The organism is Pseudomonas sp. ITEM 17296 (genome assembly GCF_028895205.1).
GTDB lineage: Bacteria > Pseudomonadota > Gammaproteobacteria > Pseudomonadales > Pseudomonadaceae > Aquipseudomonas > Aquipseudomonas kermanshahensis.
Genome location: NZ_WJRS01000047.1, coordinates 1 through 26,157, shown reverse-complemented (window position 1 = coordinate 26,157; position 26,157 = coordinate 1). Strand labels below are relative to the sequence as shown.

Annotated in this window: 16 protein-coding genes; 12 read left to right on the top strand and 4 right to left on the bottom strand. The window is 62.0% G+C overall.

Annotated features, from left to right (window positions below):
• Positions 1-885: 885 nt before the first annotated feature.
• Genes GIB19_RS27525 through GIB19_RS27505 form a run of 5 tightly spaced genes read left to right on the top strand, consistent with a single transcriptional unit; the run spans position 886 to position 5,200 of the window.
• Positions 886-1,752 (top strand): McbB family protein, encoded by an 867-nt coding sequence (locus tag GIB19_RS27525; RefSeq protein ID WP_274888768.1) that lies wholly within the window; start codon positions 886-888, stop codon positions 1,750-1,752.
• Positions 1,749-2,540, top strand: coding sequence for a SagB/ThcOx family dehydrogenase (locus GIB19_RS27520; protein ID WP_258703115.1), 792 nt, complete (start codon positions 1,749-1,751; stop codon positions 2,538-2,540). The genes GIB19_RS27525 and GIB19_RS27520 overlap by 4 nt, the downstream gene beginning before the upstream one ends.
• Positions 2,541-2,543: 3 nt before the next feature.
• Positions 2,544-3,746 carry a YcaO-like family protein gene (locus GIB19_RS27515; RefSeq protein WP_274888766.1) on the top strand — a complete coding sequence of 401 codons (1,203 nt, stop codon included), beginning with the start codon at positions 2,544-2,546 and terminating at the stop codon, positions 3,744-3,746.
• Entirely contained in the window at positions 3,743-4,498 is a 756-nt protein-coding gene (locus GIB19_RS27510; RefSeq protein WP_274888765.1) for an ABC transporter permease, read from the top strand. Before GIB19_RS27515 ends, GIB19_RS27510 begins: the two co-directional genes overlap by 4 nt.
• Positions 4,499-5,200 (top strand): ATP-binding cassette domain-containing protein, encoded by a 702-nt coding sequence (locus GIB19_RS27505; protein ID WP_274888764.1) that lies wholly within the window; start codon positions 4,499-4,501, stop codon positions 5,198-5,200.
• A gap of 67 nt (positions 5,201-5,267) precedes the next feature.
• Here the strand turns inward: GIB19_RS27505 and GIB19_RS27500 are convergent, their stop codons facing one another.
• On the bottom strand, positions 5,268-18,221 hold the full coding sequence (locus GIB19_RS27500) for a non-ribosomal peptide synthetase (RefSeq protein WP_274888763.1): 12,954 nt from the start codon (positions 18,219-18,221) through the stop codon (positions 5,268-5,270).
• A 342-nt stretch (positions 18,222-18,563) separates the two neighbouring features.
• Here GIB19_RS27500 and GIB19_RS27495 point away from each other — a divergent pair, with 342 nt between their 5' ends.
• On the top strand, positions 18,564-19,094 hold the full coding sequence (locus GIB19_RS27495; RefSeq protein ID WP_027592914.1) for an RNA polymerase factor sigma-70: 531 nt from the start codon (positions 18,564-18,566) through the stop codon (positions 19,092-19,094).
• 39 nt (positions 19,095-19,133) lie between these two features.
• On the opposite strand, the gene GIB19_RS27490 is transcribed toward GIB19_RS27495, so the two are convergent.
• A complete protein-coding gene (locus GIB19_RS27490; protein WP_186682493.1) occupies positions 19,134-20,147 on the bottom strand; it encodes a GNAT family N-acetyltransferase in 1,014 nt (337 codons plus the stop codon).
• A 63-nt stretch (positions 20,148-20,210) separates the two neighbouring features.
• Complete coding sequence (locus GIB19_RS27485; RefSeq protein ID WP_099454861.1) at positions 20,211-21,011, bottom strand: substrate-binding periplasmic protein; 801 nt, start codon at positions 21,009-21,011, stop codon at positions 20,211-20,213.
• A 171-nt stretch (positions 21,012-21,182) separates the two neighbouring features.
• On the opposite strand from GIB19_RS27485, the gene GIB19_RS27480 reads away from it, so the two are divergent.
• Together GIB19_RS27480 and ppnP are read left to right on the top strand one after the other, a co-directional pair.
• The gene (locus GIB19_RS27480; protein ID WP_027592917.1) at positions 21,183-21,734 is read left to right on the top strand and encodes an exonuclease domain-containing protein; all 552 of its coding nucleotides are present in this window, start codon (positions 21,183-21,185) and stop codon (positions 21,732-21,734) included.
• A 73-nt stretch (positions 21,735-21,807) separates the two neighbouring features.
• A complete protein-coding gene (ppnP, locus tag GIB19_RS27475) occupies positions 21,808-22,092 on the top strand; it encodes a pyrimidine/purine nucleoside phosphorylase (protein ID WP_099454863.1) in 285 nt (94 codons plus the stop codon).
• Positions 22,093-22,205: 113 nt separating this feature from the next.
• Here ppnP and GIB19_RS27470 read toward each other — a convergent pair whose 3' ends face one another.
• The gene (locus GIB19_RS27470) at positions 22,206-22,898 is read right to left on the bottom strand and encodes an alpha/beta family hydrolase (RefSeq protein ID WP_085272546.1); all 693 of its coding nucleotides are present in this window, start codon (positions 22,896-22,898) and stop codon (positions 22,206-22,208) included.
• A gap of 49 nt (positions 22,899-22,947) precedes the next feature.
• On the opposite strand from GIB19_RS27470, the gene ccoN reads away from it, so the two are divergent.
• From ccoN to ccoP, 4 genes are read left to right on the top strand one after another with little or no spacing between them, the layout of a single operon-like run.
• On the top strand, positions 22,948-24,372 hold the full coding sequence (gene ccoN, locus GIB19_RS27465) for a cytochrome-c oxidase, cbb3-type subunit I (RefSeq protein WP_027592920.1): 1,425 nt from the start codon (positions 22,948-22,950) through the stop codon (positions 24,370-24,372).
• Between the two features lie 13 nt (positions 24,373-24,385).
• Complete coding sequence (ccoO, locus tag GIB19_RS27460; protein WP_027592921.1) at positions 24,386-24,994, top strand: cytochrome-c oxidase, cbb3-type subunit II; 609 nt, start codon at positions 24,386-24,388, stop codon at positions 24,992-24,994.
• A 5-nt stretch (positions 24,995-24,999) separates the two neighbouring features.
• Positions 25,000-25,194: a cbb3-type cytochrome oxidase subunit 3 gene (locus GIB19_RS27455; protein WP_027592922.1), complete on the top strand. Its 195-nt coding sequence runs from the start codon at positions 25,000-25,002 to the stop codon at positions 25,192-25,194.
• A complete protein-coding gene (gene ccoP, locus GIB19_RS27450) occupies positions 25,191-26,132 on the top strand; it encodes a cytochrome-c oxidase, cbb3-type subunit III (RefSeq protein ID WP_027592923.1) in 942 nt (313 codons plus the stop codon). The genes GIB19_RS27455 and ccoP overlap by 4 nt, the downstream gene beginning before the upstream one ends.
• Positions 26,133-26,157: the final 25 nt, after the last annotated feature.

The window sequence follows — 26,157 nt, the reverse complement described above, 5'->3', positions numbered from 1 at the left end:
CGCAAAACCCAAGGCGAAACCCTAACCCTACAGCCCCTCAAGCTCCGCCATCAGGTCACTCAGCCGGTCGACCTTGTCGTCATCCAGCACACGCCCCTGCAACCCCTCCACATACACCGCCAGTTCCGGCGCCGTGCCCGCCATGATCGAAGAGCATTACCCCTACCTACTTCATGCACATAAGCCCTTTCGACTTTAGTACTACTTCTCTTTCGTACGTCAGCTTGCATAGTTGAAAACAGCCACATGGAAATATAATGAAACACTACAACTTACTCATTTGCAACTGAACACAGAGCCAGCAACACCAGTGCCAAAATATAAAAATCAAACCAATCTAGGAAACATCCTTAATTGCGATCAGAACCATCAGACACAGGAATCAGAAAATTCCGACTATGATTCGAGAAACGAAAACCAAATAACTGCAACGCTAACCCTTTGCAGGAATATCCTTAAAGAACACTCTTACACAAAGCTATTCTGGCAAACAAAGCAGGCAACAGCGCCTGCGACCCTAAAACCCACAAATCATTGACATTATGCAAATCCAAATCTAATCCTCTACGTGCCCTGGCAATCGGGGCGACAACAAAAACAATCGAGGATATATCAATGGAAATTCAATACGGCATCAACCTGTTGGAACTAGCTCCTGATGCAAACTGCGAAATGGAAGCGACATTTTTCGGTGGTTCAGGGGGTGCCGGCGGGTGTGGCGGTAGTGGCGGTTGTGGAGGTGGCGGTGGATGTAGTGGTGGCAGCGGTGGTTCAGGAGGTAGCGGCGGCAACGCGGCAGACAATAGCGAGAACGCTAGCCACTAACTAAAAGGCGGCGCTCTTGATGATTTATCGAGAGCGCCCGCCCCTGCCCAGGCGACAACTATGAATACGCTGAGAATTTACAACTACGAAATCCTCAACTTTGACACTGAGCCTATGGTCTTCTCTGCCACGGGCTTTACGAAAATCACTGAACCTAACATTACAAATGCGCTGAAACGTATCGAAAAAATTCGATCAAAATACATTCACTACGACGCATTACAACAACTACTTCGCGATGAAAACCTTCATCCCGACACCGCCATTCAATTCCTGGAATCGCTACTAATTATTAGCGAAAAAGCAGAAACACCCCACATTAAAAACACAATAATATATCACGACCTAAACATATCAGATAACCTGAAGCTCCACCTGGAGAAAACAAACGAAAGAAATATACAATTCAAAGATCTCCCAACCAACGACCTACCTCATTCGGACTCACCCACCCTATACGTGCTCGCCTGTTTAAAACTTTGCCCTCAATCGCTTAGAAACACCTATACCGAACTACTAAAACAGAATCCAGAATGCGCAATTAGCGTTGGCTTTGTCAGTGGAAATCATTTCCACTTGACCGAGCCTCACATACCAACGATTGGGAATCCTTGCGCCTACTGTACGCTCGATCGTATCGCTCATTACGAGTCAAAAAGGACCAGCCAGCACTACTGGAGCAAAATTTTGACGTTCTGTTGCGCTAACAATCTTGACCTTCCCAGAACAGAGACTGACGAGTTTCAAAACACCTTAATTCTCGGAGCCATCATTTCCTTCGCAAACAAACTGACGCAGGCCCCTATATCCAAGATCACGCAAGATCAAACATTACTCTCAAGAACCCTTAACTTGGACAACGGCACATACACTGAGGACTGCAGCATTCACTGGCCACTCTGCCAATGCCTAGGAGACAAACCATGAGTATTACCCACGACCACTACCTGAAATACACCTCCCCCAGCGTACTGGATGAAACCTTAGCATTCCACGCCAAAGGCAATTACGTAATCCACAAGACCACCCACCACTTGAGCACCCTCCATCAACTACCACCCAGCGCGCTAGAAAAACTGACCGGCAATGAACTTCAGCTCAATATCCTCGCCTGCGAAAACGGACAAGGAAATATCGAACTTACAGGACTCCCCTCGTCCCATCCTCTGAAGAGAAACAGCTCCTGCGAACGATTTAATGAACGCCCACTCCACTTTGATACTGTCCGAACACTCCTCGCGCCCTTACTTGAAAAGGACAGTACCACGGGCAAGCGAGGCTACCCAAGTGGCGGAGCACTTTACCCTATTGAGGTTTTTTGCATCAACTTAAATAACACCATTCAACAATGGCCATCCGAGCAGAGCGCACTGCACTTACTTCCCTCATCAAGATCCTTTGAAGTGCATACACCCGACCTCAATTCAAAGCCACTCGCGCGTGCAATTCTACCGATGACTGCCGACATGGGCTCGCCCTCGCTGGCGCTGATTTACTTCATTTACTTACCCAAGGCGCTGTTCAAGTATCGCTACAGAGGGTATCGCTTAGCGCTCATGGAGGTGGGTTCAATGTACATGCTCACAGATCTGCGTTGTAAGGAGCTAAAGCTTGGCAGTAGGCCTTGGTCAGGCTTCACCGACCATCAAGTATCAAAGTACTTAAACTTAAATCCCACCCTCTTTTTACCTGCATGCATCCAACTAATTGGTTGACCCATGAATACGTATAACGAGATCCACAACCCTACCTTTGCTGATTTTAAATTACTCCGACCCAGCGCGACCCTCCACTTCCCGCACAGCATCGAATGCGGTAGCCGCTGGCAAACATTCGGCTCCAGCAGCGGCTGGACCACTGACATAGCATCAAGCGCCTTAGGTGAGCATTTCGAACGCAAGCATTTCTATTTGGACGTACCGGTGCACGACACTGGTACGCTCGATGACGGATTGACATCTCAAGAATACGACGATTTTATCAAAGCATTCTCCCAGACAAAAAACCACCGAACGAGGGCAGACTTGGCTTCACATGTCTTTGATCGTACAAATGTTTATAGGATCGTTGACTTTACACGCTGCAAAGTACCGACCGCATGCATCTCAATATCAGCGTGCCTAAATCCCATCGACAATCACTTTTACCCCATGAGGGACACCTGCGGCTGCAGCGCACATATTAGTGTAGAGCGCGCACTTCTTGGCGCCCTTAAAGAGGCTATGGAACGCCAGTTTCTGCTCCGATTCTGGTTAACCAACACCTGCACTGAGAAAATCGGACATGACGAATCCTGCGCCATGCTTATTGGGCGCTCTTGTTTGTCGCTTTTTAAGGAGCTGTGTAAAACGGGGGAAATCTGCGTACTCGATCTAACTGATAAGCGCTTCCCCGGTAGCTGCATTTTTCTGTCTTACGGAAATCAAAATGACAACGCTAAAGTCAAATATTGCGCTGGCATGGCGTATGCGGAATCGCTAGACAAAGCACTCGAAAAGTCGATTGTTGAATTATGGCAGACCTTTCGCTTCATGCTGTCATTCGACCAGGCAAACATCGGCAAGACTGAAACCTTAGATCCTTACATCAAGCACTTTCTAGAGTGCAATCGATATGAGACATTTGGCAAGACCTCTTCCCCCACCAAACTGGCAGCTCTCCAACATCACAAAATACAACCCGACACACTGAGCCTTAGCAGCTTGCTCCCTGCTGTACGCCGCCTCGAAATCAATGGCTATTTTTATTTAGCCTCACTACCAACAAAAGGGCCGACCCTCTACTTTTGCAAGTACCTTTCACCCAAACTATTCCTCCACATGAACAATGCCAGCAACTTCAATCTTGAGAACACCTACTCCGCCCCCTTCCTTGATCAAATTATTAAAAATCGTTTAATAGAAATGGTACCCTTCCCATGACCCACTCAGCCCAGCACATCACTTCCACTGCGGCAAGTATATTTAAGCTTACAAAAACCCTCACCCTCGAAAACCTGAGAGAACCCACTGCACTTCTATGGACAGCTATTGCACCATTGGTGATGTTCATTTTCGCAACTCAAAACAACCGAGCACTCCCCCCTTTAGAAGAAAACTTTCTAGCCTCAGCCGCGTGGTTTTACTCATATATTTCTGCAAGCGTCGCCTTTTTTGGATTCAGTTTTTACTTAATAGGAAGAAGGGAAAGTGGGTTTCTCCGATCCTTTATTTATCAACGGAACGCAATCAGGCTCTTCCTCGCCTCACACACCCTAAGCTATTCATTACTCAGCTTCGTCTACTCCTCGCTTTTCTACATCGTCGCCAAACCCTTGTACGGTCCTTATTCGGCCAACGAGTTCTTTTACCTTACAGCATGTTTCTATACCAGCTATCTTATGTTTACCTGCATTGGCCTGGTGATCATTGCACTGCCGATTAAATTCAGCACTGCCAGCACCCTATTCTCGCTCATGTCATTTCTCATGCTGCTTTCCGGCTATTTAGGTGCAGCTCAACACAGCACTCCTCACGCAGTGACACTGCTCAGCCCATTGTATTTAAGCACCCAAATCTTCCTGGGCGACGTCTCACTGCCTATCAGTTTTCTCTCAGCGTTTAGCGCCTCAACGCTTGGCATCTACCTCACGGGAAGATTCTTCAGAACCCAGCCTGTCTGGAGCAGATATTAAATGAACCTATTATCTATCGATAACTTAAAATACCAATACAACCGCAAGACACTCATGGAGAACTTATCACTCACGGTAAAAAAAGGCGAACTCGTTGGCGTCCTCGGCATTAATGGTGCCGGAAAAACAACACTATTTGATCTGATCTGTAAAATGAGAAAACCCAGCCACGGGACGATTATCAACCGCGCCGAGCGCCAAGTTTACTTGACGCAGATCCTGACACCACCTCCTTTACTTCGTATGCGTGAGATTTTCAGCATCATCAGTTGCCTAAATTCAAACCATGCGCTCAGCCAGCGCGAAGTTTTTTCCCGCCTAGCCCACTGGTCACCCTCATTGTCCAAACGCTATGCGGATATATCGGAAAAGAAAGCCGCCACGTGCAGCTATGGTGAGATTCGCAGTTTTTTCACGCTGACGCTTCTGCTGATGGGCAGTGACTTGATCATCCTCGACGAGCCCACTGCAGGGGTGGACCCTGAGTTCCGACATTATATTTGGCTCGGCATCAAGCACGCCTGCGAGGAAGGCGCAAGTGTGCTGGTTTCCTCACACTACACTCAAGAAATCTCAGAGAACTGCCACCGTTTTTACATGCTTGCCCATCACCGGCTCGAAGCCTTCGACAATGGCGATCAATTTTTGAATCGCCACAACGCAGCCACGCTCGATGAGGCGTTTATCAATGCCGCGATGTAGTAGCTGAGGTTTCTGGGTGGGGAGACTTGGCATGCCCGCGAAGGGGCGCAAAGCGCCCCTCAACTTTTTACAGCCCCTCAAGCTCCGCCATCAGGTCACTCAGCCGGTCGACCTTGTCGTCATCCAGCACACGCCCCTGCAACCCCTCCACATACACCGCCAGTTCCTCCACCGTGCTGCACTCGAACATCGCCCGCAGCGGCACATCCAACTGCAACTGCTTCTGCACCCGCGAAGCGATCTGCGTGGCCAGCAGCGAATGCCCGCCCAACTCGAAGAAGTTGTCGTGTACCCCCACCCGTTCGGCCTTGAGCACATCGGCCCAGATACCGGCCAACACCGTTTCCAGCTCGTTGCGCGGCGCCAGGTAGGCCTGGCTGTGCTGGCTGCCGATGTCGATGGCCGGCAGTGACTTGCGGTCGAGCTTGCCGTTGGCGTTGTGCGGCAGGCTGTCGAACCAACCCCAATGCAGCGGCACCATGTACTCCGGCAATGCCGCGCGCAGGCGCTGCTTGATCTGTTCGAGCAACGCCGCATCAGGGGTTACGCCCTGATGGGCCACCAGGTAGCCGACCAGGTGCTTGCCGTTGGCGCCTTCCTGCACGCCCACCGCGGCATCACGGATTTCGGCCTGTTCATGCAGGCGCGCTTCAATCTCACCCAGTTCGATGCGGTACCCGCGAATCTTCACCTGGTGATCGATGCGGCCCACATACTCCAGCACCCCGTCCAGGCGCTGGCGCGCCAGGTCGCCGGTACGGTACAGGCGTTCACCCGGCGCGCCATGGGGGTGCGGGATAAAGGCCAGGGCGGTACGCACGGGGTCGCCAACATAGCCACGACCAACGCCGGTACCGGCAACGCACAGCTCGCCAACCGCGCCCAACGGCACCAGTGCCTGGTCCTCGCCGAACAGGTACAGGCGGTTGTTGTCGGTCGGGGTACCAATCGGCAGGTAACTGCCGCGCGTGGACTCGACATCGACACGGAAGAACGCCACATCGTCCGAGCACTCCGCCGGGCCGTAGGCATTGACCAGGCCAATGCCTGGGTAACGCTGCAGCCATTGCGCGGCCAGTTCTGGCGGCATCGCCTCGCCGGTCGGCAGCATCCAGCGCAGGCCGTTGAGGGCCTGGTGATCGTTGGCCAGCATGCCCTGGATCAGCGACGGCACGCTTTCCAGCACGGTGATGCCGGTAGCCTGCACATGCGCCAGCAGGCCTTGCGGATCATGGGCGATGGCATTGGGCACGATCTCCAGCCTGGCGCCGAACAACGGTGCGGCCAGGAACTGCCAGACCGAGATATCGAAGCTCTGCGAAGCGGTCTGGGCAATTACGTCCTGCTCGCTTAGGGCCAGGTAAGGCACCTTGCTGAGCTGGTTGTTGAGCATGCCGCGCTGCTCGACCATCACCCCTTTGGGCAAACCGGTGGAGCCCGAGGTGTAGATGACATACGCGAGGTTGTCGGGCCCGCTATGAATACCCGGGTTGTGGCTGGCGATGTTGCTGGCCTGGATGTCTTCCCACACCAACAATTGCGGCCGCGCCACACCCTCCAGTGCGTCCAGCAACTGCCGCCCCTGCTCGGCACAGGCCGCGCTGCATACCAGCACCGGTGTGCGGCTGAGCGCGACGATGCGCTGCAGGCGCGCGGCGGGCAGGCCGGGGTCCAGCGGCAGGTAGCCGGCACCGGCCTTGAAGCTGCCGACGATCATCCCCAGCAATGGCAAACCGCGCTCGGCCAACAGCGCAACCGGCTGATCGACGGTTACGCCTGCGCCGATCAGGGCATGGCCCAGGCGGTTGGCCGCAAGGTTCAGGCCCGCGTAGTCAAAGGACGCGTCCAGGCAACGCGCCACCGTGCGTTCTGGGTGCGCGGCGACCTGCGCCTCGAACTGCTCGACATAGCTCTGTTGCAGCGCGTAGCCGTGCTCGGTGCGGTTGCAGTCTTCGATCAGGAAGCGTTGCTCTTCGGCACCCAGCAGCGGCAAGTCGCTTACCTCGCCCTCGAAGCCCTGCACCAGCGCCAACAGCAGGCGCTTGAACTCGGCCAGCAGGCGTTCGACGGTCGAAGTGTCGAAGTAACGTTGGTCGAACGACAGGTGCAGGCCCAGGTCATCCCCCGGGTAGCACACCGCCGTCAACGGGAAGTTGGTGTGGGTGCGGCCCGAGTCGGAGCTGGCGTTGAGGTGCTGAGCGTGGTCCAGCACCGCGGTTTCCACCGGCGCGTTCTCGAACACGAACAGGCTGTTGAACAGCGGCTGGCCCTTGGGCAGTTCGCTGCATTCCTGGATCGCCACCAGCGGCAGGTACTCGTACTCGCGCACTTCCATATTGTGTTCGAGCACGCCTTGCAGCCACTGGCGCACGCTGCAGCGCTCGCCGGCGGCGGGCAGTTGCACGCGCAAGGCGATGCTGTTGATGAACAGGCCAACGGTGCGCTGCATCTGCGGCATGCTCACCGGGCGCCCGGCCACGGTGACGCCGAAGGCCACGTCGCGCTCGCCGCTGTAGCGCGCCAGCACCAGGGCCCAGGCCGCCTGGGCGAAGGTGTTGATGGTCAGCTGATGGGCCTGGGCCAGTTCGCGCAAGCGAACACCGTCAGTGACGTCCAAGCGGGTGTAGCAGTCGCCGACGATCATGCCGTCACCGGCGTGGTCGTGGCGCAACGGGCGGTCGCTGGGGATCGCCGTGGCCCGTTCGAAGCCGGCCAGGTTGGCCTGCCACCACTGGCGCGCTTCGTTCAGGTCCTGGCGTTGCAGCCAGCCGATGTAGTCACGGTAGCGTGGCGGCACCGGCAACTGGGCCGGGCGGCCTTCGCCAAGGGCCTGGTAAACCTCGAAGAAGTCGTTCATCAGCAACGAGCGGCACCAGGCATCAATCAGGATGTGGTGGTTGCTCATCATGAACCAGTAGCGTTCATCGGCGACGCGCACCAGGCGCAGGTGGAACGGCGCTTCACGCAGCAGGTCGAAACCGGCCTCGCGCTCCTGTTTGTGCAGGGCTTGCAGGCGGGCTTCCTGGGCACCGTCGTCGAGGCCGCGCCAGTCTTGATAATCCACTGCCGTCTTGCCGGGTTTGTGGATGATCTGCAGCATCGCCTCGCCGGCGTTCCAACTGAACGACGCCCGCAGGGCCTCATGGCGCGCCACCACCGCCTGCCAAGCTTGGGCGAAGCGTTCGGCGTCGAGCGCGCTGTTGATGCGGTATCGGTCCTGCATGTAGTAAATGCCGGTGCCTGGCTCCAGCAGGGTGTGCAGCAGCATGCCTTCCTGCATCGGCGTCAGCGGGTAGACATCGTCGATCTCGGCGGCAGCGACCGGCAAGTTGTCGATCTGCTCCTGCGTCAGGTGCGCCAACGGGAAGTCGGACGGCGTGAAGCTGCCGTTGCCGTCGGCCAGGCAGTGGCCGACCAGTGCCAGCAGCTCCTGGCGGTAGCCTTCGGCCAGGGTGGCGATGGTCTGCTCGTCGTAGCGCTCGGTGCTGTAGGTCCAGCGCAATTGCAGGGCACCGGCATAGACCTGGCCGTCGACACTCAGCCAGTTGGGCAGCGGCGCCTCCAGGTCATGGGCCAGGCCCGCCGGTGCGTCCAGCGGCTGGAACAGCGCATCAGTGTCAAACTGCTGGTCGAACTGCCCCAGGTAGTTGAAGGTGATGCGGGCCTGCGGCAGTGCGGCCATGCGCTCGCGCCCGGCCGCGTCGGCCAGGTAGCGCAGCACGCCATAACCCTGCCCTTTGTGCGGCACCTGACGCAGTTGCTCCTTGACCCGTTTGATCGAGCTGGCGCGCGCAGCATCGTCATCACCCAGCACCGGGCAAAGGCTCAGCGGGTAGGCGTTGGTGAACCAGCCGACGCTGCGGGTCAGGTCCATGTCTTCAAACAACCCGTCGCGGCCGTGGCCTTCGAGCTGTACCAGCACTTGGCTGTCACCGCTCCACCGGCACAAGGCGCGGGCCAGGGCTGTCAGCAGCAGGTCGTTGACCTGGGTGTGGTAGGCCGCGGGGGCCTGTTGCAGCAACTGGCGGGTCTGCTCGGCATCGAGGCCGATGGCCAAGGTGCGGGCGTGGCGGTGCAGGTTGCCACCCTGCGGGTGATCACACGGCAGTTCGTGGCGCACAGTGCCGAGCTGGGCGTGCCACCAGTCCAGCTCGTCGCGCAGCGAGTCGCTGCCGGCGTAGCTGGCCAGGCGTGCCGCCCAGTCGCCCAGGGTGTGGGTCTTGGCCGCCAACGGCTGGCCACGGTACAGCGCCTGCAAGTCTTCGAGCAGCACGCGCCAGGACACGCCATCGACCACCAGGTGGTGAATCGCCAGGAGCAGGCGTTGGCTGCCCTGCCCGTCTGTTACCAGCAAGGCGCGCAGCAGCGGGCCTTGCTCCAAGTCGAGGCTGCGCTGCAGGTCGGTGTACAACGCCTGGCACTCATCGAAGTCGGCAACCGTGGCCGCCCACAGCAGTTGCTGAAGCGCAGGCTGGGCGTACTCGGCCTGCCAGCGACCATTGGCCTGGCGGAAACGCAGGCGCAGGCTGTCGTGGTGCTGCACCAGTGCAGCCAGGGCCTGCTCCAGTGCCGCGCTGTCCAAAGGCTGGCGCGCTGCCAACAGTACGGCCTGGTTCCAGTGCTGTGGCTGGGCCACTTCGCTGTCGAAGAACCAATGCTGGATTGGCGTCAGCCCGGTTTGCCCCTCGCGCAGGCCCTGCTCGATACCGCTTGGCGCGGCGCTCAGGCTGACCACCGTGGCCAGGGTCTGGATGGTCTGGTGCTGGAACAGGTCACGCGGGGTGAACTGCAGGCCCAACTGACGGGCCCGGCTGACCACCTGAATCGAGAGGATCGAGTCGCCACCGAGTTCGAAGAAGTTGTCCTGCACGCCAACGCGGGCAACGTTGAGCACGTCGCGCCAGATCTGCGCCAGCTGCGCTTCCACTTCGTTGCCTGGGGCCTGGTAATGCTGGTGCGCCTGCTCCAGGTCCGGCAGCGGCAGCGCCTTGCGGTCGAGCTTGCCGTTGCCCATCAGCGGCAGGCTGTCGAGCAGCACCAGGTGTGCGGGCACCATGTAGTCCGGCAGTTGCTGGCGGGCATCGGCCTTGACCGCGTCGCGCAGCGCGGCCTGGGCCTCGCCGTTGGCACCGGCCTGCTTGCACACCAGGTAACCCACCAGTTGTTTGCCGCCCGGCAGGTCGAGGGCCAGGACCACCGCCTCGTCGACATCGGCATGCGCCTGCAGGCGGCTTTCGATTTCGCCCAATTCGATACGGAAGCCGCGAATTTTCACCTGCTGGTCGGCACGGCCAACGTACTCGACCAAACCATCGACGCCCAGGCGCACCAGGTCGCCGGTGCGGTACAGACGCCCGCCCTGTGTGCTGAAGGGGTCGGCAACGAAGCGCTCGGCGCTCAGCCCCGGGCGGTCGTGATACCCCTGGGCCAGGCCGGCACCGCCGATGTACAGCTCGCCGATGCCGCCTTGTGGCAGCAAGGCCAGGTCCTCATCGAGGATGTACGCATTGCGGGCGCCAATCACGCGGCCGATCGGCACACTGCCCAGGTCGGCCGGCAGCGTGGGTGGCGCCAGGCAGGCCAGCGGCATGACCACGGTTTCGGTCGGGCCGTAGGCGTTGAAGAACTGTTGCGGCGTGAACGCCTGGCGAATGCGCTGCAGGTGCTCGCCGGTCAGCGCCTCGCCGCCGGTGATCACCAGGCGCACCGGCAACTGTTCGCCCTGCCCGGCCAGGTACTGGGCCAACTGGCTGCCATAGCTTGGGGTGAAGCCAAGGATGCTTACCTGTTGCTCGCGCACCAGTTGGCAGATCTCTTCAGCGCCCCACTGGCCTTGGGCACGGATCACCACGCGGGCACCACACAGCAGCGGGGTCAGCAGGCGTTCGCTGGCCGCATCGAAGTTGATCGAGTAGAAGTGCAGTTCGCAGTCGTCGCTGCGCATGCCGAAGGCCTCGATCACGGCCTGGCAATGCATGGCGATTTCACCATGGCTGACCACCACGCCCTTGGGCTTGCCGGTGGAGCCGGAGGTGTAGATCAGGTAAGCCTGGTGCTGCGGCAGGTTGAGGTTATCCAGCGGGGCATCGCTGAAGGCGGACAAGCCTGCAGTATCGTCTTCCAGGCTCCAGCGGGCCACGCCGTCTGGCAGTTCGCCAAGGGTTTCCAGCAGCGCGCGCTGGCTGAGCAGTAGGCCGATGCGGCTGTCTTCGATCATGTAGCGCAAGCGGTCGAGGGGGTACTCGGGGTCGAGCGGCACATAGGCACCGCCCGCCTTGAGAATGGCCAGCAGGCTGACGACCATTTCCAGCGAACGCTCCAGGGCCAGGCCGACGCGTACCTGCGGGCCGACACCGCGCTCGCGCAGGGCGCGGGCCAGGCGGTTGGCCTGCTGGTCCAGTTCGGCGTAGCTCAGGTGCTGGCCCGCGAAGGTCAGCGCAGGGGCCTGTGGTGTGCGCGAAGCTTGGGCGGCAAACAGGCCGTGCAAGGTTTGGTCGAGGGCAAAATCCTGCTCGCCTTGTAATTGCCCAACCAGCACTTGCTGCTCGCCCGGGCTCAACATCGGCAGCTCGCACAGGCGCTGTTGTGGGTCGTCCAGCAGGCCGATCAGCAACTGCTGCCAATGTTCGGCCATGCGCGCAATGCGCGGCGCGTCGAACAGGTCGCGGCTGTAGGTCAGGCAGCAGCCCAGGCGGCCATCGAGGTCAGTGACTTCGAGGTACAGGTCGAACTTGGTGGCGCTGGCGTCGTTCACCAGGTAGTCGACCTGCATGCCCACCAGCTCGCGGCTTTGCTGGAACGCCCAGCGCTGGACGTTGCACATCACTTGGAACAGCGGGTTATAGGCGCTGCTGCGCGGTGGCTGCAGGGCTTCGACCAGCTGGTCGAATGGCAGGTCCTGGTGCGACTGGCCTTCGATGGCGGCCTGGCGCATCTGCTCCAGCAGCTCGGCGGCGGTCATCTGGCCGTCCAGTTCGCAGCGCAGTACCTGGGTGTTGAGGAAGGCGCCAATCAGCCCCTCGCTTTCCGGGCGGATGCGGTTGGCCACCGGTGCGCCGATGCGCAGGTCACGCTGGCCGCTGTAGCGGTGCAGCAAGGCCGCCAGGGTTGCCGTCATGGTCATGAACAGGGTCAGCCCGCGCTGGCTGTTGAACGCATGCACGCGCGCCACCAACGCCGGGTCGAGCTCGAACCGGTGCAACTCGCCACGGTGGCTCTGCACCGCTGGGCGCGGGCGATCGGACGGCAATGCCAAGACCGGGTGCTCATCGCCCAGGCGGGCTTTCCAGTAGGCCAGCTGCCGCGCGCCTTCGCCGCTTTCCAGCCAGTGCCGCTGCCACACGCTGTAGTCCAGGTATTGCACTGGCAGCGGCGTCAGTGGCGACTCACGGTCATCGACAAAGGCTTCGTACAGCTCGCCCAACTCGCGGGCGAAGATGTCCATGGCCCAGCCTTCGGTGACGATGTGGTGCAAGGTCAGGACGAAGTAATGCTCACGCTCCTCGGCCTTGACCAGGCAGGCGCGCAGCAGCGGGCCACGCTCGAGGTCGAACGGCTGGTGCGCCTGGTCGTCGGCGAGCTGTTGCAGGCGTTGCTGGCGGGCCTCGGCGGGCAAGGTGCTGAAGTCTTGCCAGTCGAGGTGCACGCCGCTGTCTTCGGCCACGCACTGGTACGCCACGCCGTCGATGCTGGGGAACGTGGTGCGCAGGGTTTCGTGACGCACGATCAGCGCCTGCAGCGCCCGCTCGAATGCGTCCACGTGCAGCGCGCCACGCAAGCGGGCCATGCCGCCGACGTTGTAGGCGGGGCTGGCGGGCTCCATCTGCCAGAGGAACCACATGCGCTGTTGCGAATACGACAACGGCACGGCCTGGCGGCGGTCGACGCGGGCGATTTCGCCTTGCAGGTTATGCGCGCCGGCCTCCCGCAGGCGCGTGATCTCGGCACAGAACGCGCCCAGCTCGCTGGCGTCGAACAGCACTTTCAGCGGCAGCTCGACATCGCACGCCTGACGGGTCCGCGAGACGATCTGGGTGGCAAGTAGCGAGTGGCCACCCAGGGCAAAGAAGTCGTCCTGCAGGCCCACACGCGGCAGGTTGAGCACTTCACGCCAGATCGCCGCGACCTGCTGCTGCACGGCACTTTGCGGCTCGACATGCTCGCGCTGTTGCCACACCGGGGCGGGCAGCGCCTTGCGATCGACTTTGCCGCTTGGACCCAATGGCAAGTGTGCCAGCGGGATCAACTGCGCCGGCACCATGTACGCCGGCAGTTGCTCGGCCAAGGCGGCCAGCAGTGCAGCCGGCTCGGCCGCACCGCTGTAGTAGCCGACCAATTGCGCGCCCACAGCGTCCTTGTGGATTAGCACCAGTGCCTGCTCGACACCCGCTTGCGCCAACAGGCAGGCCTGCACTTCTTCGGGTTCGACGCGGAAGCCGCGCACCTTCACCTGCTGGTCGAGGCGCCCCAGGTATTCCAGCGCTTCCAGCTGGACTTGCCAGCGGGCACGGTCGCCACTGCGGTACAGGCGCTGGCCGTCGCCGTCGGCCTGGGGCACGAAACGCTCGGCCGTCAGGCCCGGGCGGCCCAGGTAACCTCGGGCCAAGCCTGCGCCGCCCAGGTACAGCTCACCTGGCACGCCGGGCGCGGTGAGTTCCAGTTCATCGTCCAGCACGCGGCACAGCACGTTGCCCAACGGGCGGCCGATCGGCGAGCGCTCGCCGTCTTCGGCCTGGCAGTGCCAGTGGGTGACGTTGATCGCGGTTTCGGTCGGGCCATAGCGGTTGTGCAGTTGCACCTGGGGCAGCAGTTGCAGCACACGGTCACGCAGGTTGGCCGACAACGCCTCGCCGCCGGAGAACAACCGGCGCAGGCTGGTGCAGGCGGCGGCCTGAGGCTCTTGCACGAACACCTGCAACAGCGGCGGCACGAAGTGCAGCGTGGTCACGCCATGCGCTTGCACCAGCGCAGCGATGCGCTGCGGGTCGCGGTGTTCGCCAGGGCCTGCCAGCACCAGCTTGCAGCCGGTGACCAGCGGCCAGAAGCACTCCCACACCGAGACGTCGAAACTGATGGGCGCTTTTTGCATCAGCACGTCGCTGTCGTTCAGCGCATAGGTGGCCTGCATCCACTGCAGGCGTTCGGCCAGGGCCGCATGGGTGTTGCCCACGCCCTTGGGCTGGCCAGTGGAGCCCGAGGTGTAGATCACATAGGCCAGGTTGTCGCCGTGCAGGTGCAGGCCGGGGGCATGGCTGGGCCAGCTGTCCAGGTGCAACTGGTCGAGGGCGATGGCGCTGACGCCTTCGACCTGCGGCAGCTTGCCCAGCAGGCCGCTGTGGCTCAGCAGCAGGCTGGCCTTGCAGTCGCCGAGCATGTAGGCCAGGCGCTCGGCCGGGTAGTCCACGTCCAGCGGCACGTAGGCGCCACCGGCCTTGAGGATGGCCAGCAGGCCAACCAGCAACTGCGGCGAACGCTCGACGGCGATGGCCACGCAGGTATCGGGGCCAACGCCTTTGTCACGCAGGTAATGGGCCAGGCGGTTGGCTTGCTGGTGCAACTCGGCATAGTCCAGGCTGCCGCCCTGCCAGGCCAGCGCGGTTCGCTGCGGGGTCAGCCGGGCCTGCTCGTTGAGCTGTTCGACCAGCAGACGCTGGGGCGCCGCCGCCGGTGCCTGGCCCCAGCCGAGCAGCTGTGCGCGGTGCTGTTCATCGAGCAACTGCACCTCGCCCAGCGCCAGCTGCGGCCGGGCGCAAACCTGCTCCAGCAACGCCAACAGGTGGGCGGCCAGGCGTTTTACCGTGCTGGCCTCGAACAGTTCGGCGGCATAGTCGAAGGCCAAGGTCAGGCGGCCTTGATGGTCCTCTTCACTGTGCAGCTGCAGGTCGAACTTGGCTTCGCGGCTGTGCCACGGCAACTCTTCGGCAAGCAAACCTGGCAAGCGGCGCAGCGCCGAAAGGTCACGCTGCTGGTGGTTGAACATGACCTGGAACAGACCCTGCTCGCGCGCCTCGGGCAGGGCTTCGAGCAGCTGTTCGAACGGCAGGTCCTGGTGGGCCTGGGCCTCAAGGGTGGCCTGGCGGGCCTGGGCCAGCAGGTGCTCGAAGGGCAAGCGGCCATGCAGTTGCGCACGCAGCACCTGGCTGTTGATGAAGAAGCCGACCAGGCCCTGGGTTTCCAGGCGCGGGCGGTTGGCATTGGGCACGCCGATGCGCAGGTCTGCCTGGCCGCTGTAGCGGTGCAGCACCGCTTGCCAGCCGGCCAGCAGCACCATGAACAGGCTCGCCTGCTGCTCGCGGGCCAGGGCGTTGAGCGCTTCGGTCAGCTTGGCCGGCACCTTCAGGGTGTAGCGCGCCGCGCGTTTGTCACGCTGGCTGGCGCGCGGCTGGTCGGTGCACAGGTCGAGCACCGGCAGTTCATCACCCAGCTTGGCTTTCCAGTACTGCAACTGGCGTTCGGCCTCGCCGTCGGCCAGCCATTGCCGTTGCCAGGTGCCGTAGTCGGCGTAACCCAGGGTCAGCGGCGCCAGCGTGAGCGTTTGGCCCTGGCAGTGGGCGGCGTACAGTTTGGCGAACTCGTCGAGCAAAATGTTCAGCGACCAGCCATCGGCGACAATGTGGTGCAACGTCACCCACAGCTGGTGGTCTTCATCGTCCAGGCGCGCCAGGGTCACGCGCAGCAGTGGGCCTTGGCACAAGTCGAACGGCTGCTGGGCCTCTGCCTCGCGGCACGCGGCAACCTGCTCGGGGGCCTGGCCTTCGAGGTCCAGACGACGCAGGCCGAACGGCTGCTGGGCCTGAATTCGCTGCAGGGCTTGGCCACCCACTTCGCTGAACACCGTGCGCAGCGATTCATGGCGCGCCACCAGGGCCTGGAACACAGCCTCCAGTGCGGCGACGTCCAGCTCACCGCGCAGGCGCAGGCCGGCCGGAATGTTGTAGGCCGCCGATTGTGGGTCCAGTTGCCACAGCAGCCACAGGCGGTTCTGAGCCAGCGATTGCGGCAGCGACTGGTCGCGCGCCAGGGTGGTGATGGCCTGGGCTTGGGCGCCACCCTCAGCGAGGACCGCGGCGACCGCAGCGCTGTACTCGCCCAACAGCGGGGCTTCGAACAGGGTACGCAGGCTCAGGTTGATGCCCAGCTCATCCGCCAGGCGCGCGGTGGCCTGGGTGGCTGCAATGGAGTTGCCGCCCAGCAGCAGGAAGTGGTCGTCCGCCGCCACGGCTTCGACCTTGAGCACATCGCGCCACACGGCGGCGATACGGGCCTGCAGATCATCTGCCACCGCGCCGCTTGCGGGTTGCTCGCTGGCCTGCGGGAAGCGCGCGTAACAGTCGAGGCTGCCATCGTCCATGCGCTGGCGGCAAGCCGAGCGTTGCAGCTTGCCGCTGGAAGTCTTGGGCAGCGCGCCCGGGTTGAGCAACAAGACCACGGCCGGCGCCTGGCGGCAGGCGTCGGCAATGACCTGGCGCAGGGTTTTGATCAATGCCTGGGGCTCGAGGGCTTTTTGCACGTTGCGGCTGATCTCCACCGCCACGCCGATGCCCTCCTCGCCCTGGTGGTCCACGGCAAACACCGCCACGCGGCCTTTGCGCAGCACGTCGACTTCGCGCTCCAGGGTTTTTTCCAGGTCTTGCGGGTAAAGGTTTTGGCCGCGGACGATGAGCATGTCTTTCAAGCGCCCGGTGACAAAGACTTCACCCTCGCGCATGAAGCCCAGGTCGCCGGTGCGCAGCCAGGTCTGGCCATCGCGCTCGACGAACGTGCGCGCGCTGGCCTCGGGGTTGCGCCAGTAGCCCAGGGCGATGCTCGGGCCACCGGCCCAGATTTCACCCACCTGGTTGTCGCCCAGCGCTTCGAGGCGCTGCGGCTCGACGATGCGCACCGCATGCCCGGGCTGCGGGTAGCCACAGCTCATCAGCACGCTGCCGCTGCCGTTTTCGGCGCGGTTGGCGGCAAAGGCTTCGGCGTCCAGCGCCAGGGCGCCGATGCCCTGGCCACGGCGGCTGCCGCTGACGAACAGGGTCGCTTCGGCCAGGCCATAGCTGGCGAAGAAGCTCTGCGGGTCGAAGCCACAGGCCTGGAACTTGTCGGCGAAGGTTGCCAGGCTGTCCTGGCGAATTGGTTCGGAGCCGGAATAGGCCACGCGCCAGCGGCTCAGGTCGAGCCCGGCCAAGGACGCTTCGCTGACCCGTTCGCTGCACAAACGGTAGGCGAAGTCGGGGCCACCGCTGATGGTGCCGCCGTATTCGCTGATCGCCTGCAACCAGCGCAGCGGCCGGGCGAGGAAGTAGCCCGGCGACATCAGCACGCACGGCACGCCGCTGAAGATCGGCTGCAGCAAGCCGCCGATCAGCCCCATGTCGTGGTACAGCGGCAACCAGCTGACGATGACATCGTCGGGGTTCACATCGATGCCGAAACCGTGACGGATCAACTGCTCGTTGGCCACCAGGTTGCCGTGGCTGACCTGCACGCCCTTGGGCAGCGCGGTGGAGCCCGAGGTGTACTGCAGGAAGGCGATGTCATCGCTGGCCAGGGCAGGTGCCTGCCAGGCATCGGCGAGGCCCGGGTCAAGGCCATCCACGGCCAGCAGTTCAGGGGCGTTGTCCGCCGCCAGCGCGTCCAGGCCCTGCAAGCTGTCGTGCAGGGCCGCGACGGTCAGCAGCAGGCGCGGTTCGGCATCGTCGATGATCGACAGCAGGCGCTCCTGGTGATGGTGACGGGTGGATTCCGGCGGGTACGCTGGCACGGCGATGACGCCAGCGTAGAGGCAACCAAAGAACGCCGCGACATAGTCCGGGCCACTGGGGAACAGCAGCACCGCACGGTCACCGAACCCGGCCCGGGCCTGCAGGGCGGCGGCGATGGTGCGCGCGCGGCGGTCCAGGTCCCGGTAGCTGAGCACGGCCTGCTCGCCAGGAGCGTCGGCGAGAAAGCGCAGGGCTATCTTGTCCGGGGTCTGCGCGGCGCGTTGCGCCAGGGCCTGGACCAGCGAGAGCGGGAGTTCGAAGGCGTCCGTCATGGGGTGTTCCTGCCAGTGTCTGGTGAAGTCGGGCCGGCTGCGCCGCGCACGTAGGCGGGCAGCACTCGGCGGCCGGATGTACACAGGGGAACGGATGGGCGGGGGAAGAAATTAGCGGGGTTTGCCTTGAGAGGTGTGGCGCGTGGGAGACCTTGCGCCGCGCGGGCGGCGCGCGATCCCCCACGCGACACACGTCTCAATCCTTGCTTAGAACCGAAACGTACAGATACTAATTACGTTTCGTATTTGACAATCATTATCATTCTGAATAGCTTGTCGCACGTCTCGGGAAGCTTCCCAACCTTGGGTGCCTCCTCTCCCCTCTGTGACAAGGTGATTTCCATGGCGGAACAACTATCCACAAGTAAGTGCGATTCACCATTACTCCAGGCCTTCGTCGACAATCGCAGCATTCTGGTCAAGATCGCTGCGCGCATCACCGGCTGCCGCTCACGCGCGGAAGACGTGGTGCAGGATGCATTCTTCCGGCTCAGCGCCGCCCCGCAGATCACCTCGTCCTTCAAGGCGCAGCTCAGCTACCTGTTCCAGATCGTGCGCAACCTGGCCATCGACCACTACCGCAAGCAGGCGATGGAGCTGAAGTATTCCGGCAGCGAAGAGGAAGGCCTGAACGTGGTCATCCAGAACGCCTCGCCCGAAGCCACGCACATCAACCTCGCCGCCCTCGATGACATCGCCGAGGCATTGAGCGAGTTGCCCCAGCGCACCCGTTATGCGTTCGAGATGTACCGTTTGCACGGCGTGCCGCAAAAGGACATCGCCAAGGAACTGGGCGTGTCGCCGACCTTGGTCAACTTCATGATTCGCGATGCCTTGGTGCATTGCCGCAAGACGGCCAACCGTCAGGTTTGAATAGCTGAAATGGCTGGGGGCGCTTCGCCCCCAGCATTCTCAGACCAGCGTACACCGATCGAAAAACCGCTCCCGCCCCAAAATCATCAGCGCCGCGCGCTTGTGCGGGAAGTCGAATTCTTTGTCGCAATGGAAACACTGATCGTGCATGTAGCCGATCATCTTGCCGTTGTCCGCCCGCGGCTCGGCCACCACCCGTTGGGTGCGCGGGTCATCGAGGAACAGGTAGTGCACCAGCGCCGATAACCAGCTGGCCACCTTGTGCGGCCCACGGTGCGCCTCCTCCCCTACCAACATGTGAATGCCGCGGTCGTAATCATCGGCCGAGTAGAACGGCGCAATCCGGTCTTCCTTTGCCCAGTACGCCTCGAAGTAGGCGAACGGCTCATCGTCGAAGCAGCCGATGAGCGTGAGGGTATGCGGGTCGGCTTCCAGCTTTTCCAGGTATTCACGGTGCTGCTGTAAAGAGCCGCTTTCCTGCCAGAACGCGTCGACCCGGGGGTTGTTCTGCCAGCGACTGAAGCGCTCCAGGTCCTGATCGATTTCCAGTGCGCGCAGCGACACCCAACTGCCCAGGCGCGCATCGAAGCGCCGGTACACTTCGCCGCGGGGCTTGGGCGCCCGGCGCGGATGGCGCTTGCCGTTGCTGATCTGCATCTGCTGCGGGTAAACACTCGCAGCCGTGTCGCCGAGCCAAGGCTGGGGCAACTGCCAGAACAGCGCACGCTCGCACAGGTACACGCCCGGCTGCTCGCCGGGCAGCAACAGGCCGCTGGCGAGCGCCTGTGGCACGCCCTCGGGCAGGTGCCAGGCCAGGCGCTGGCAGGCGACATCACGCGATAGCAGCCAATAGCAGGCGGCCCACAGGGCCTGGTAAGGGCGCTCTGGGCAGAGGCTTTGCAGGTGCACTTCCAGGCACGCACCCGGTACCAGCCGCAACTGGATCAGCGGGCGCCCCTCAAGGGTCAGGCTCAGCCAGCTATCGCCCTCATCGGCGCTGAGGGTGCGCCAGCGTGGCGGTGACAGTGGCTGCGAAGCGGCATCGAACGGCATGGTCTTGGCTCACGAAGATGAAAAGAAGGCTCACCGTGGAAAACGTTGCCGCTGCAGCGGAATTTAGTCGCGCGGCGCCTGCACCGTGATCCGGTAGGGCTGGAAGATACGCGTCAGTTCCCCGTTGTCGCGCAGGGCACGCATCAGGGCCGCGAACGACTGCTCGCCGATGGGCGCGCCCGGGCGTAGCAAGGCGTAGTGGTGATAGACCTGGTCGATACGCTGCGATGCCACCAGTTGCGCCTGGCTGCCGGGGTTGCGCTGCAGAAAGTCGCTTAGGTACGAACGGGTGACCAGGGCGATGTCGGCACGGCCAGCCTGCACCATCAGCAGGTTGCTGTCGTGGGAGTAGGTCAGGGTCGCGTTGAAGGCTTTACGCAAGTAGTCAGGGTCGGCATTGAAGCGGGCGAAGGCGTAGTGATAGCCGTTGAACAGCGCCAGGCGCTTGCCGCGCAGCTCATCGAAGTACCGCGGGTCACGGCCGTTGGCCTGGCTGGCGACGAACACCTCGGCATCCTCCAGGCCCATGTCTACGGTCTGGTGAGCAATGCCCTGCCAGCCCCATTGCGGGTTCTCGAAGATCGCCATGTCGGTGCGGCCCTGCTGCAAATCGCCAAAGCGCCGCTGGATGGAGGTGGGCACCAGCACAAAATGGTAGCCCTGCTGCGCACGGTTCAGGGCTGCGACCAACTGCGGCAACAGACCGGTGTCGGCCCCCTGCTCGGGGCGTACGGTGTAAGGCGGGAAGTGCGCGGCGCCGATCTTCACTTCGATCGCGTCGGCAGCCCAGCCCGGTATCGCCAGCCAGAGCGCGGCCAGCATCAGCAGAATGGGCAAGGCCTTTAAGCCGGGCGCTGGGGTCAAGACGCACACTCATCACGGTTCGTACCTGGTTGCGCCTAAGCTAGGCGTTTTCCGGGCAGGGCACAACTGCTGGTCGCCGGCCTTTGTGCCAAAGCAGGCGGCAAATTGCCAGGGGGTGCCGTAAGGCCAGACATTGGCTACGCTCTAGCAGGATCTGCAAGGGAGCCTGGTATGGGCCATTGGTTGGTGATCGACCTGGAAGCCACCACCGACGATGGTGGGTGGCCGGTCACAGAGATGGAAATCATTGAAATCGGTGCAAGCCTGGTAACCCGCGAAGGCCGCGAAGTCGACCACTTCCAGCGTTTCGTACGGCCACGGCGGCGGCCACAGCTGACGCCGTTTTGCCGCGAGCTCACGCACATCAGCCAGGCCAGCGTCGACAGCGCTGCGCCCTTCCCTGAGGTGTGGGCGCGCTTCGAGCGCTGGCTGGGGCACCATCGTGGGCAGTTGCAGGCCTGGGTCAGCTGGGGCGACTACGACCGCCAGCAATTACTGCAGGAATGGCAACAGCACGGGCTCGACAGCCTGCTGCGCAACGTGCCGCACATCAACCTCAAGCAGCGCTTCGCCAAAGCCCGTCACCTGCAGCGGCCGACCGGCCTCAATGGCGCCTTGCAACTGGCCGGCATGCACTTTTGCGGGCAGCAGCACCGGGCCTTGGAGGATGCGCGCAATACCGCGCGGCTACTGCCCTTGAGCCTGCCGGCCAATGGCACCTGAAAGCAGATGACGACGGGGAAGGCCTTGGGCATACTGGCCAGCCCTTTTTCATCCCCCTGTTCAGGAGTCGCCCATGTTCCAGGTCAACGAGTACTTCAACGGCACCGTCAAGTCGATCGCATTCGCAGGCGAAGAAGGTCCGGCCACCGTGGGTGTGATGGCACCGGGCGAATACGAGTTCGGCACGGCCAAGCGCGAAATCATGCATGTGATTTCCGGTGCTTTGACCGTCAAGCTGCCGGGTAGCGACAACTGGGAAACCTTCAAGGCTGGCGACAAGTTCAATGTGGCCGCGGACAGCAAGTTCCAGCTGCAAGTGAAAGTGGATACCGCCTACCTGTGCGAGTACCGCGACTAAACGCTGGCCTGCACCGGCCTCTTCGCGGGCAAGCCCGCTCCCACAGGGACATCACAATGTTTGAGTCCTGTGCCACACCTGTGGGAGCGGGCTTGCCCGCGAAGAATCCAGCACTATTTCGACAAAAAGCCCGCCACCTTCTCAGCCGCCGCCTGCAAATGCTGCGCATGGCTGAACCCCGAAGCCTTCAACGGCTTCAGGTCATGATCGCCCGCCACCAGCCAGCTCACCTCGATCGCCGGTGACAGTGCATACCCCGCCACAGCCTCACGGTTACCCAGCGCATCCCGCTCGCCCTGCACGATCAACGTCGGTGTCTTGAGCCCCGCCAGGTGCTCGACCCTGGGCTTCTCCGGCTTGCCCACGGCATAGAACGGATACCCCAGGCACACCAGTGCATCCGCTTCGAGCTCGTCAGCCAACAAGCTGGCCATGCGCCCGCCCATGGACTTGCCACCGATGGCCAGCTTACCTGTGACCAAAGGTCGCACCTGCCGGTACACCTCGCGCCAGCATTCCAGCAGCACCTTCTGCGGATTGGGCGGCCGCTTGCCGCCGTTCACCCTGCGCTCGGCCATGTACGGGAACTCGAAGCGAATCACCCCGACCCCAAGCGCCGCGAGCCTTTGCGCCATCTCGTCCATGAACCCGCTGTCCATCGGCGCACCGGCACCATGGGCCAGGATCAGACAGCCTTTGTAGCCGTCATCCCCTTGAATTTGCGGAAGATCGCAGCGCAAGCCTGGGACATTTCCGACCTTCGCCCATTGATCCCCGTCAATACCGGCACTTTGCCCATTAATCATGCTTGCCTCGCTCTATAGCCTGCCAATAACCGTGGATGGGAACCCATACATGAACACAACCAGCAGTACCGCCTACAACTACAAGGTGGTCCGCCAATTCGCCATCATGACGGTGGTGTGGGGAATCGTCGGGATGGGGCTCGGCGTCTTCATCGCCGCCCAGCTCGCCTGGCCGTCCCTCAACTTCGACCTCCCCTGGACCAGCTTCGGCCGCCTGCGCCCCCTGCATACCAATGCGGTGATCTTCGCCTTCGGCGGCTGTGCACTGTTCGCCACCTCGTATTATTCGGTGCAACGTACCTGCCAGACCACCCTGTTTTCACCCAAACTGGCCGCGTTCACCTTCTGGGGCTGGCAACTGGTGATATTGCTCGCGGCCATCAGCCTGCCGCTGGGCTACACCAGCTCCAAGGAATACGCCGAGCTGGAATGGCCGATCGACATCCTGATCACCATTGTCTGGGTCTGCTACGCCATCGTGTTCTTCGGCACGCTGATGAAGCGCAATACCAAGCATATCTACGTGGGTAACTGGTTCTTCGGGGCCTTCATCCTGACCGTGGCGATGCTGCACATCATCAACAACCTGGAGCTGCCGGTCAGCCTGACCAAGTCATACTCGGTCTACGCGGGCGCCACCGACGCCATGGTCCAGTGGTGGTACGGCCACAACGCGGTGGGCTTCTTCCTGACCGCAGGCTTCCTGGGCATGATGTACTACTACGTGCCCAAGCAGGCCGAGCGGCCGGTGTATTCCTATCGCCTGTCGATCGTGCACTTCTGGGCACTGATCACCCTGTACATTTGGGCCGGCCCGCACCACCTGCACTACACCGCGCTGCCCGACTGGGCGCAGTCGCTGGGCATGGTGATGTCGCTGATCCTCCTGGCACCGAGCTGGGGCGGCATGATCAACGGCATGATGACCCTCTCTGGCGCTTGGCATAAGTTGCGCAGCGACCCGATCCTGCGCTTCCTCGTGGTATCGCTGGCGTTCTACGGCATGTCCACCTTCGAAGGCCCGATGATGGCCATCAAGACGGTCAACGCCCTGTCGCACTACACCGACTGGACCATCGGCCACGTCCACGCCGGCGCCCTTGGTTGGGTGGCGATGATCTCGATCGGCGCGCTGTACCACACCATCCCCAAAGTGTTCGGCAAAGAGCAGATGCACAGCATCGGCCTGATCAACGCGCACTTCTGGCTGGCGACCATCGGCACTGTGCTGTACATCGCCTCGATGTGGGTCAACGGCATCGCCCAGGGCCTGATGTGGCGCGCGGTCAACAGCGACGGCACGCTCACCTACTCGTTCGTCGAAACCCTGGTGGCCAGCCACCCTGGCTTCATCGTGCGCTTCGTGGGTGGTGCGATCTTCCTCAGTGGCATGTTCCTGATGGCCTGGAACACCTGGCGCACGGTGCGTGCGCCAGCCACTGACGCCGCCCCTGCCAACGCCCAGCTGGCCTGAGGAGACACGCCTGATGAAACATGAAGTCATCGAGAAAAACATCGGCCTGATGGCGCTGCTGATGGTGTTTGCCGTCAGCATCGGCGGCCTGACCCAGATCGTCCCGCTGTTCTTTCAGGACGTCACCAACAAGCCGGTCGAAGGCATGAAGCCCTACACCGCACTGCAACTGGAAGGCCGCGACATCTACATCCGCGAAGGCTGCGTCGGCTGCCACTCGCAGATGATTCGCCCGTTCCGCGCCGAGACCGAACGCTACGGCCATTACTCGGTCGCCGGCGAGAGCGTGTGGGACCACCCGTTCCTGTGGGGCTCCAAGCGTACCGGCCCGGACCTGGCCCGCGTGGGTGGCCGCTACTCGGACGACTGGCACCGCGCGCACCTGTACAACCCGCGCAACGTCGTGCCCGAGTCGAAGATGCCGTCCTACCCGTGGCTGGTCGCCGAGCAGGTCGACAACAGCCACACCGAAACCAAGATGCGCACCCTGCGAACCCTCGGTGTGCCGTACACCGACGCCGACATCGCCGGTGCCCGCGACGCGGTCAAGGGCAAGACCGAGATGGACGCGCTGGTCGCTTACCTGCAGGTGCTCGGCACCGCGATCAAGAACAAGAGGTGAGTGCGATGGAAATAGACATCGGCATGATCCGCGGGCTGGGCACCCTGGTGGTGATGATCGCCTTCATCGGCCTCTCGCTCTGGGTATTCAACCGCCGCCGCGACCGTGATTTCGCCGAAGCGCGCCTGCTGCCCTTCGTCGACGACCGCCTGCCCCCTGCCGGGCAGGAACCTGCTGCCAAGAGGAGTTCCGGGCAATGACCACCTTCTGGAGTACGTACATCAGCGTACTGACCATCGGCAGTTTGATCGGCCTTACCTGGCTGCTGCTGTCGACCCGCAAGGGCCAGAGTACCGACACCACCGACCAGACCATGGGCCACAGCTTCGATGGCATCGAGGAATACGACAACCCGCTGCCCAAGTGGTGGTTCTGGTTGTTCGTGGGCACCCTGGTGTTCTCGGTCGGCTACCTGATCCTCTATCCAGGCCTGGGTAACTGGAAAGGCATCCTGCCGGGCTACGACAACGGCTGGACCGGGGTCAACGAATGGCAGAAGGAAATGGACAAGGCCGATGCCAAGTTCGGGCCGATCTTCGCCAAGTACGCGGCCATGCCGGTCGAGGAAGTGGCCAAGGACCCGCAAGCCCTGAAGATGGGCAGCCGCCTGTTCGCCTCCAACTGCTCGGTGTGCCACGGCTCGGACGCCAAAGGCGCCTATGGCTTCCCCAACCTGACCGACAAGGACTGGCGCTGGGGCGGCGAGCCGGAGACCATCAAGGCCTCGATCATGAACGGTCGCCACGGCGTGATGCCGGCTTGGGCCGAGGTCATTGGCGAGCAGGGCGTGGCCGATGTGGCGGCGTTCGTGCTGACCAACCTGGATGGCCGCAGCTTGCCGGAAGGGGTCAAGGCCGACCCGGCCAAGGGCAAGGAAATCTTCGCCGGCAACTGCGTGGCCTGCCACGGGCCTGAAGCCAAAGGTACCCCAGCCATGGGCGCGCCTGACCTGACTCACCCGCAGGCGTTCATCTACGGTTCGAGCTTCGCCCAGTTGCAACAGACCATTCGTTATGGTCGCCAGGGGCAGATGCCGGCACAGGCCGAGATCCAGGGCAATGACAAGGTGCACTTGCTGGCGGCTTATGTGTATAGCCTGTCGCACGGTGACGCGCCTGAAGCAGTGACTGTTAAGTAATACCCGGGGGCCGCTTTGCGGCCCA

What these genes read in the sequence shown, in the direction of transcription:
- GIB19_RS27490 (WP_186682493.1), bottom strand. Translation starts at nt 20,147, where the DNA reads ATGCCGTTCGATGCCGCTTCGCAGCCACTGTCACCGCCACGCTGGCGC.
- ppnP (WP_099454863.1), top strand. Translation starts at nt 21,808, where the DNA reads ATGTTCCAGGTCAACGAGTACTTCAACGGCACCGTCAAGTCGATCGCA.
- GIB19_RS27520 (WP_258703115.1), top strand. Translation starts at nt 1,749, where the DNA reads ATGAGTATTACCCACGACCACTACCTGAAATACACCTCCCCCAGCGTA.
- GIB19_RS27525 (WP_274888768.1), top strand. Translation starts at nt 886, where the DNA reads ATGAATACGCTGAGAATTTACAACTACGAAATCCTCAACTTTGACACT.
- GIB19_RS27495 (WP_027592914.1), top strand. Translation starts at nt 18,564, where the DNA reads ATGGCGGAACAACTATCCACAAGTAAGTGCGATTCACCATTACTCCAG.
- GIB19_RS27470 (WP_085272546.1), bottom strand. Translation starts at nt 22,898, where the DNA reads ATGATTAATGGGCAAAGTGCCGGTATTGACGGGGATCAATGGGCGAAG.
- GIB19_RS27500 (WP_274888763.1), bottom strand. Translation starts at nt 18,221, where the DNA reads ATGACGGACGCCTTCGAACTCCCGCTCTCGCTGGTCCAGGCCCTGGCG.
- GIB19_RS27480 (WP_027592917.1), top strand. Translation starts at nt 21,183, where the DNA reads ATGGGCCATTGGTTGGTGATCGACCTGGAAGCCACCACCGACGATGGT.
- GIB19_RS27515 (WP_274888766.1), top strand. Translation starts at nt 2,544, where the DNA reads ATGAATACGTATAACGAGATCCACAACCCTACCTTTGCTGATTTTAAA.
- ccoO (WP_027592921.1), top strand. Translation starts at nt 24,386, where the DNA reads ATGAAACATGAAGTCATCGAGAAAAACATCGGCCTGATGGCGCTGCTG.
- ccoN (WP_027592920.1), top strand. Translation starts at nt 22,948, where the DNA reads ATGAACACAACCAGCAGTACCGCCTACAACTACAAGGTGGTCCGCCAA.
- ccoP (WP_027592923.1), top strand. Translation starts at nt 25,191, where the DNA reads ATGACCACCTTCTGGAGTACGTACATCAGCGTACTGACCATCGGCAGT.
- GIB19_RS27455 (WP_027592922.1), top strand. Translation starts at nt 25,000, where the DNA reads ATGGAAATAGACATCGGCATGATCCGCGGGCTGGGCACCCTGGTGGTG.
- GIB19_RS27510 (WP_274888765.1), top strand. Translation starts at nt 3,743, where the DNA reads ATGACCCACTCAGCCCAGCACATCACTTCCACTGCGGCAAGTATATTT.
- GIB19_RS27505 (WP_274888764.1), top strand. Translation starts at nt 4,499, where the DNA reads ATGAACCTATTATCTATCGATAACTTAAAATACCAATACAACCGCAAG.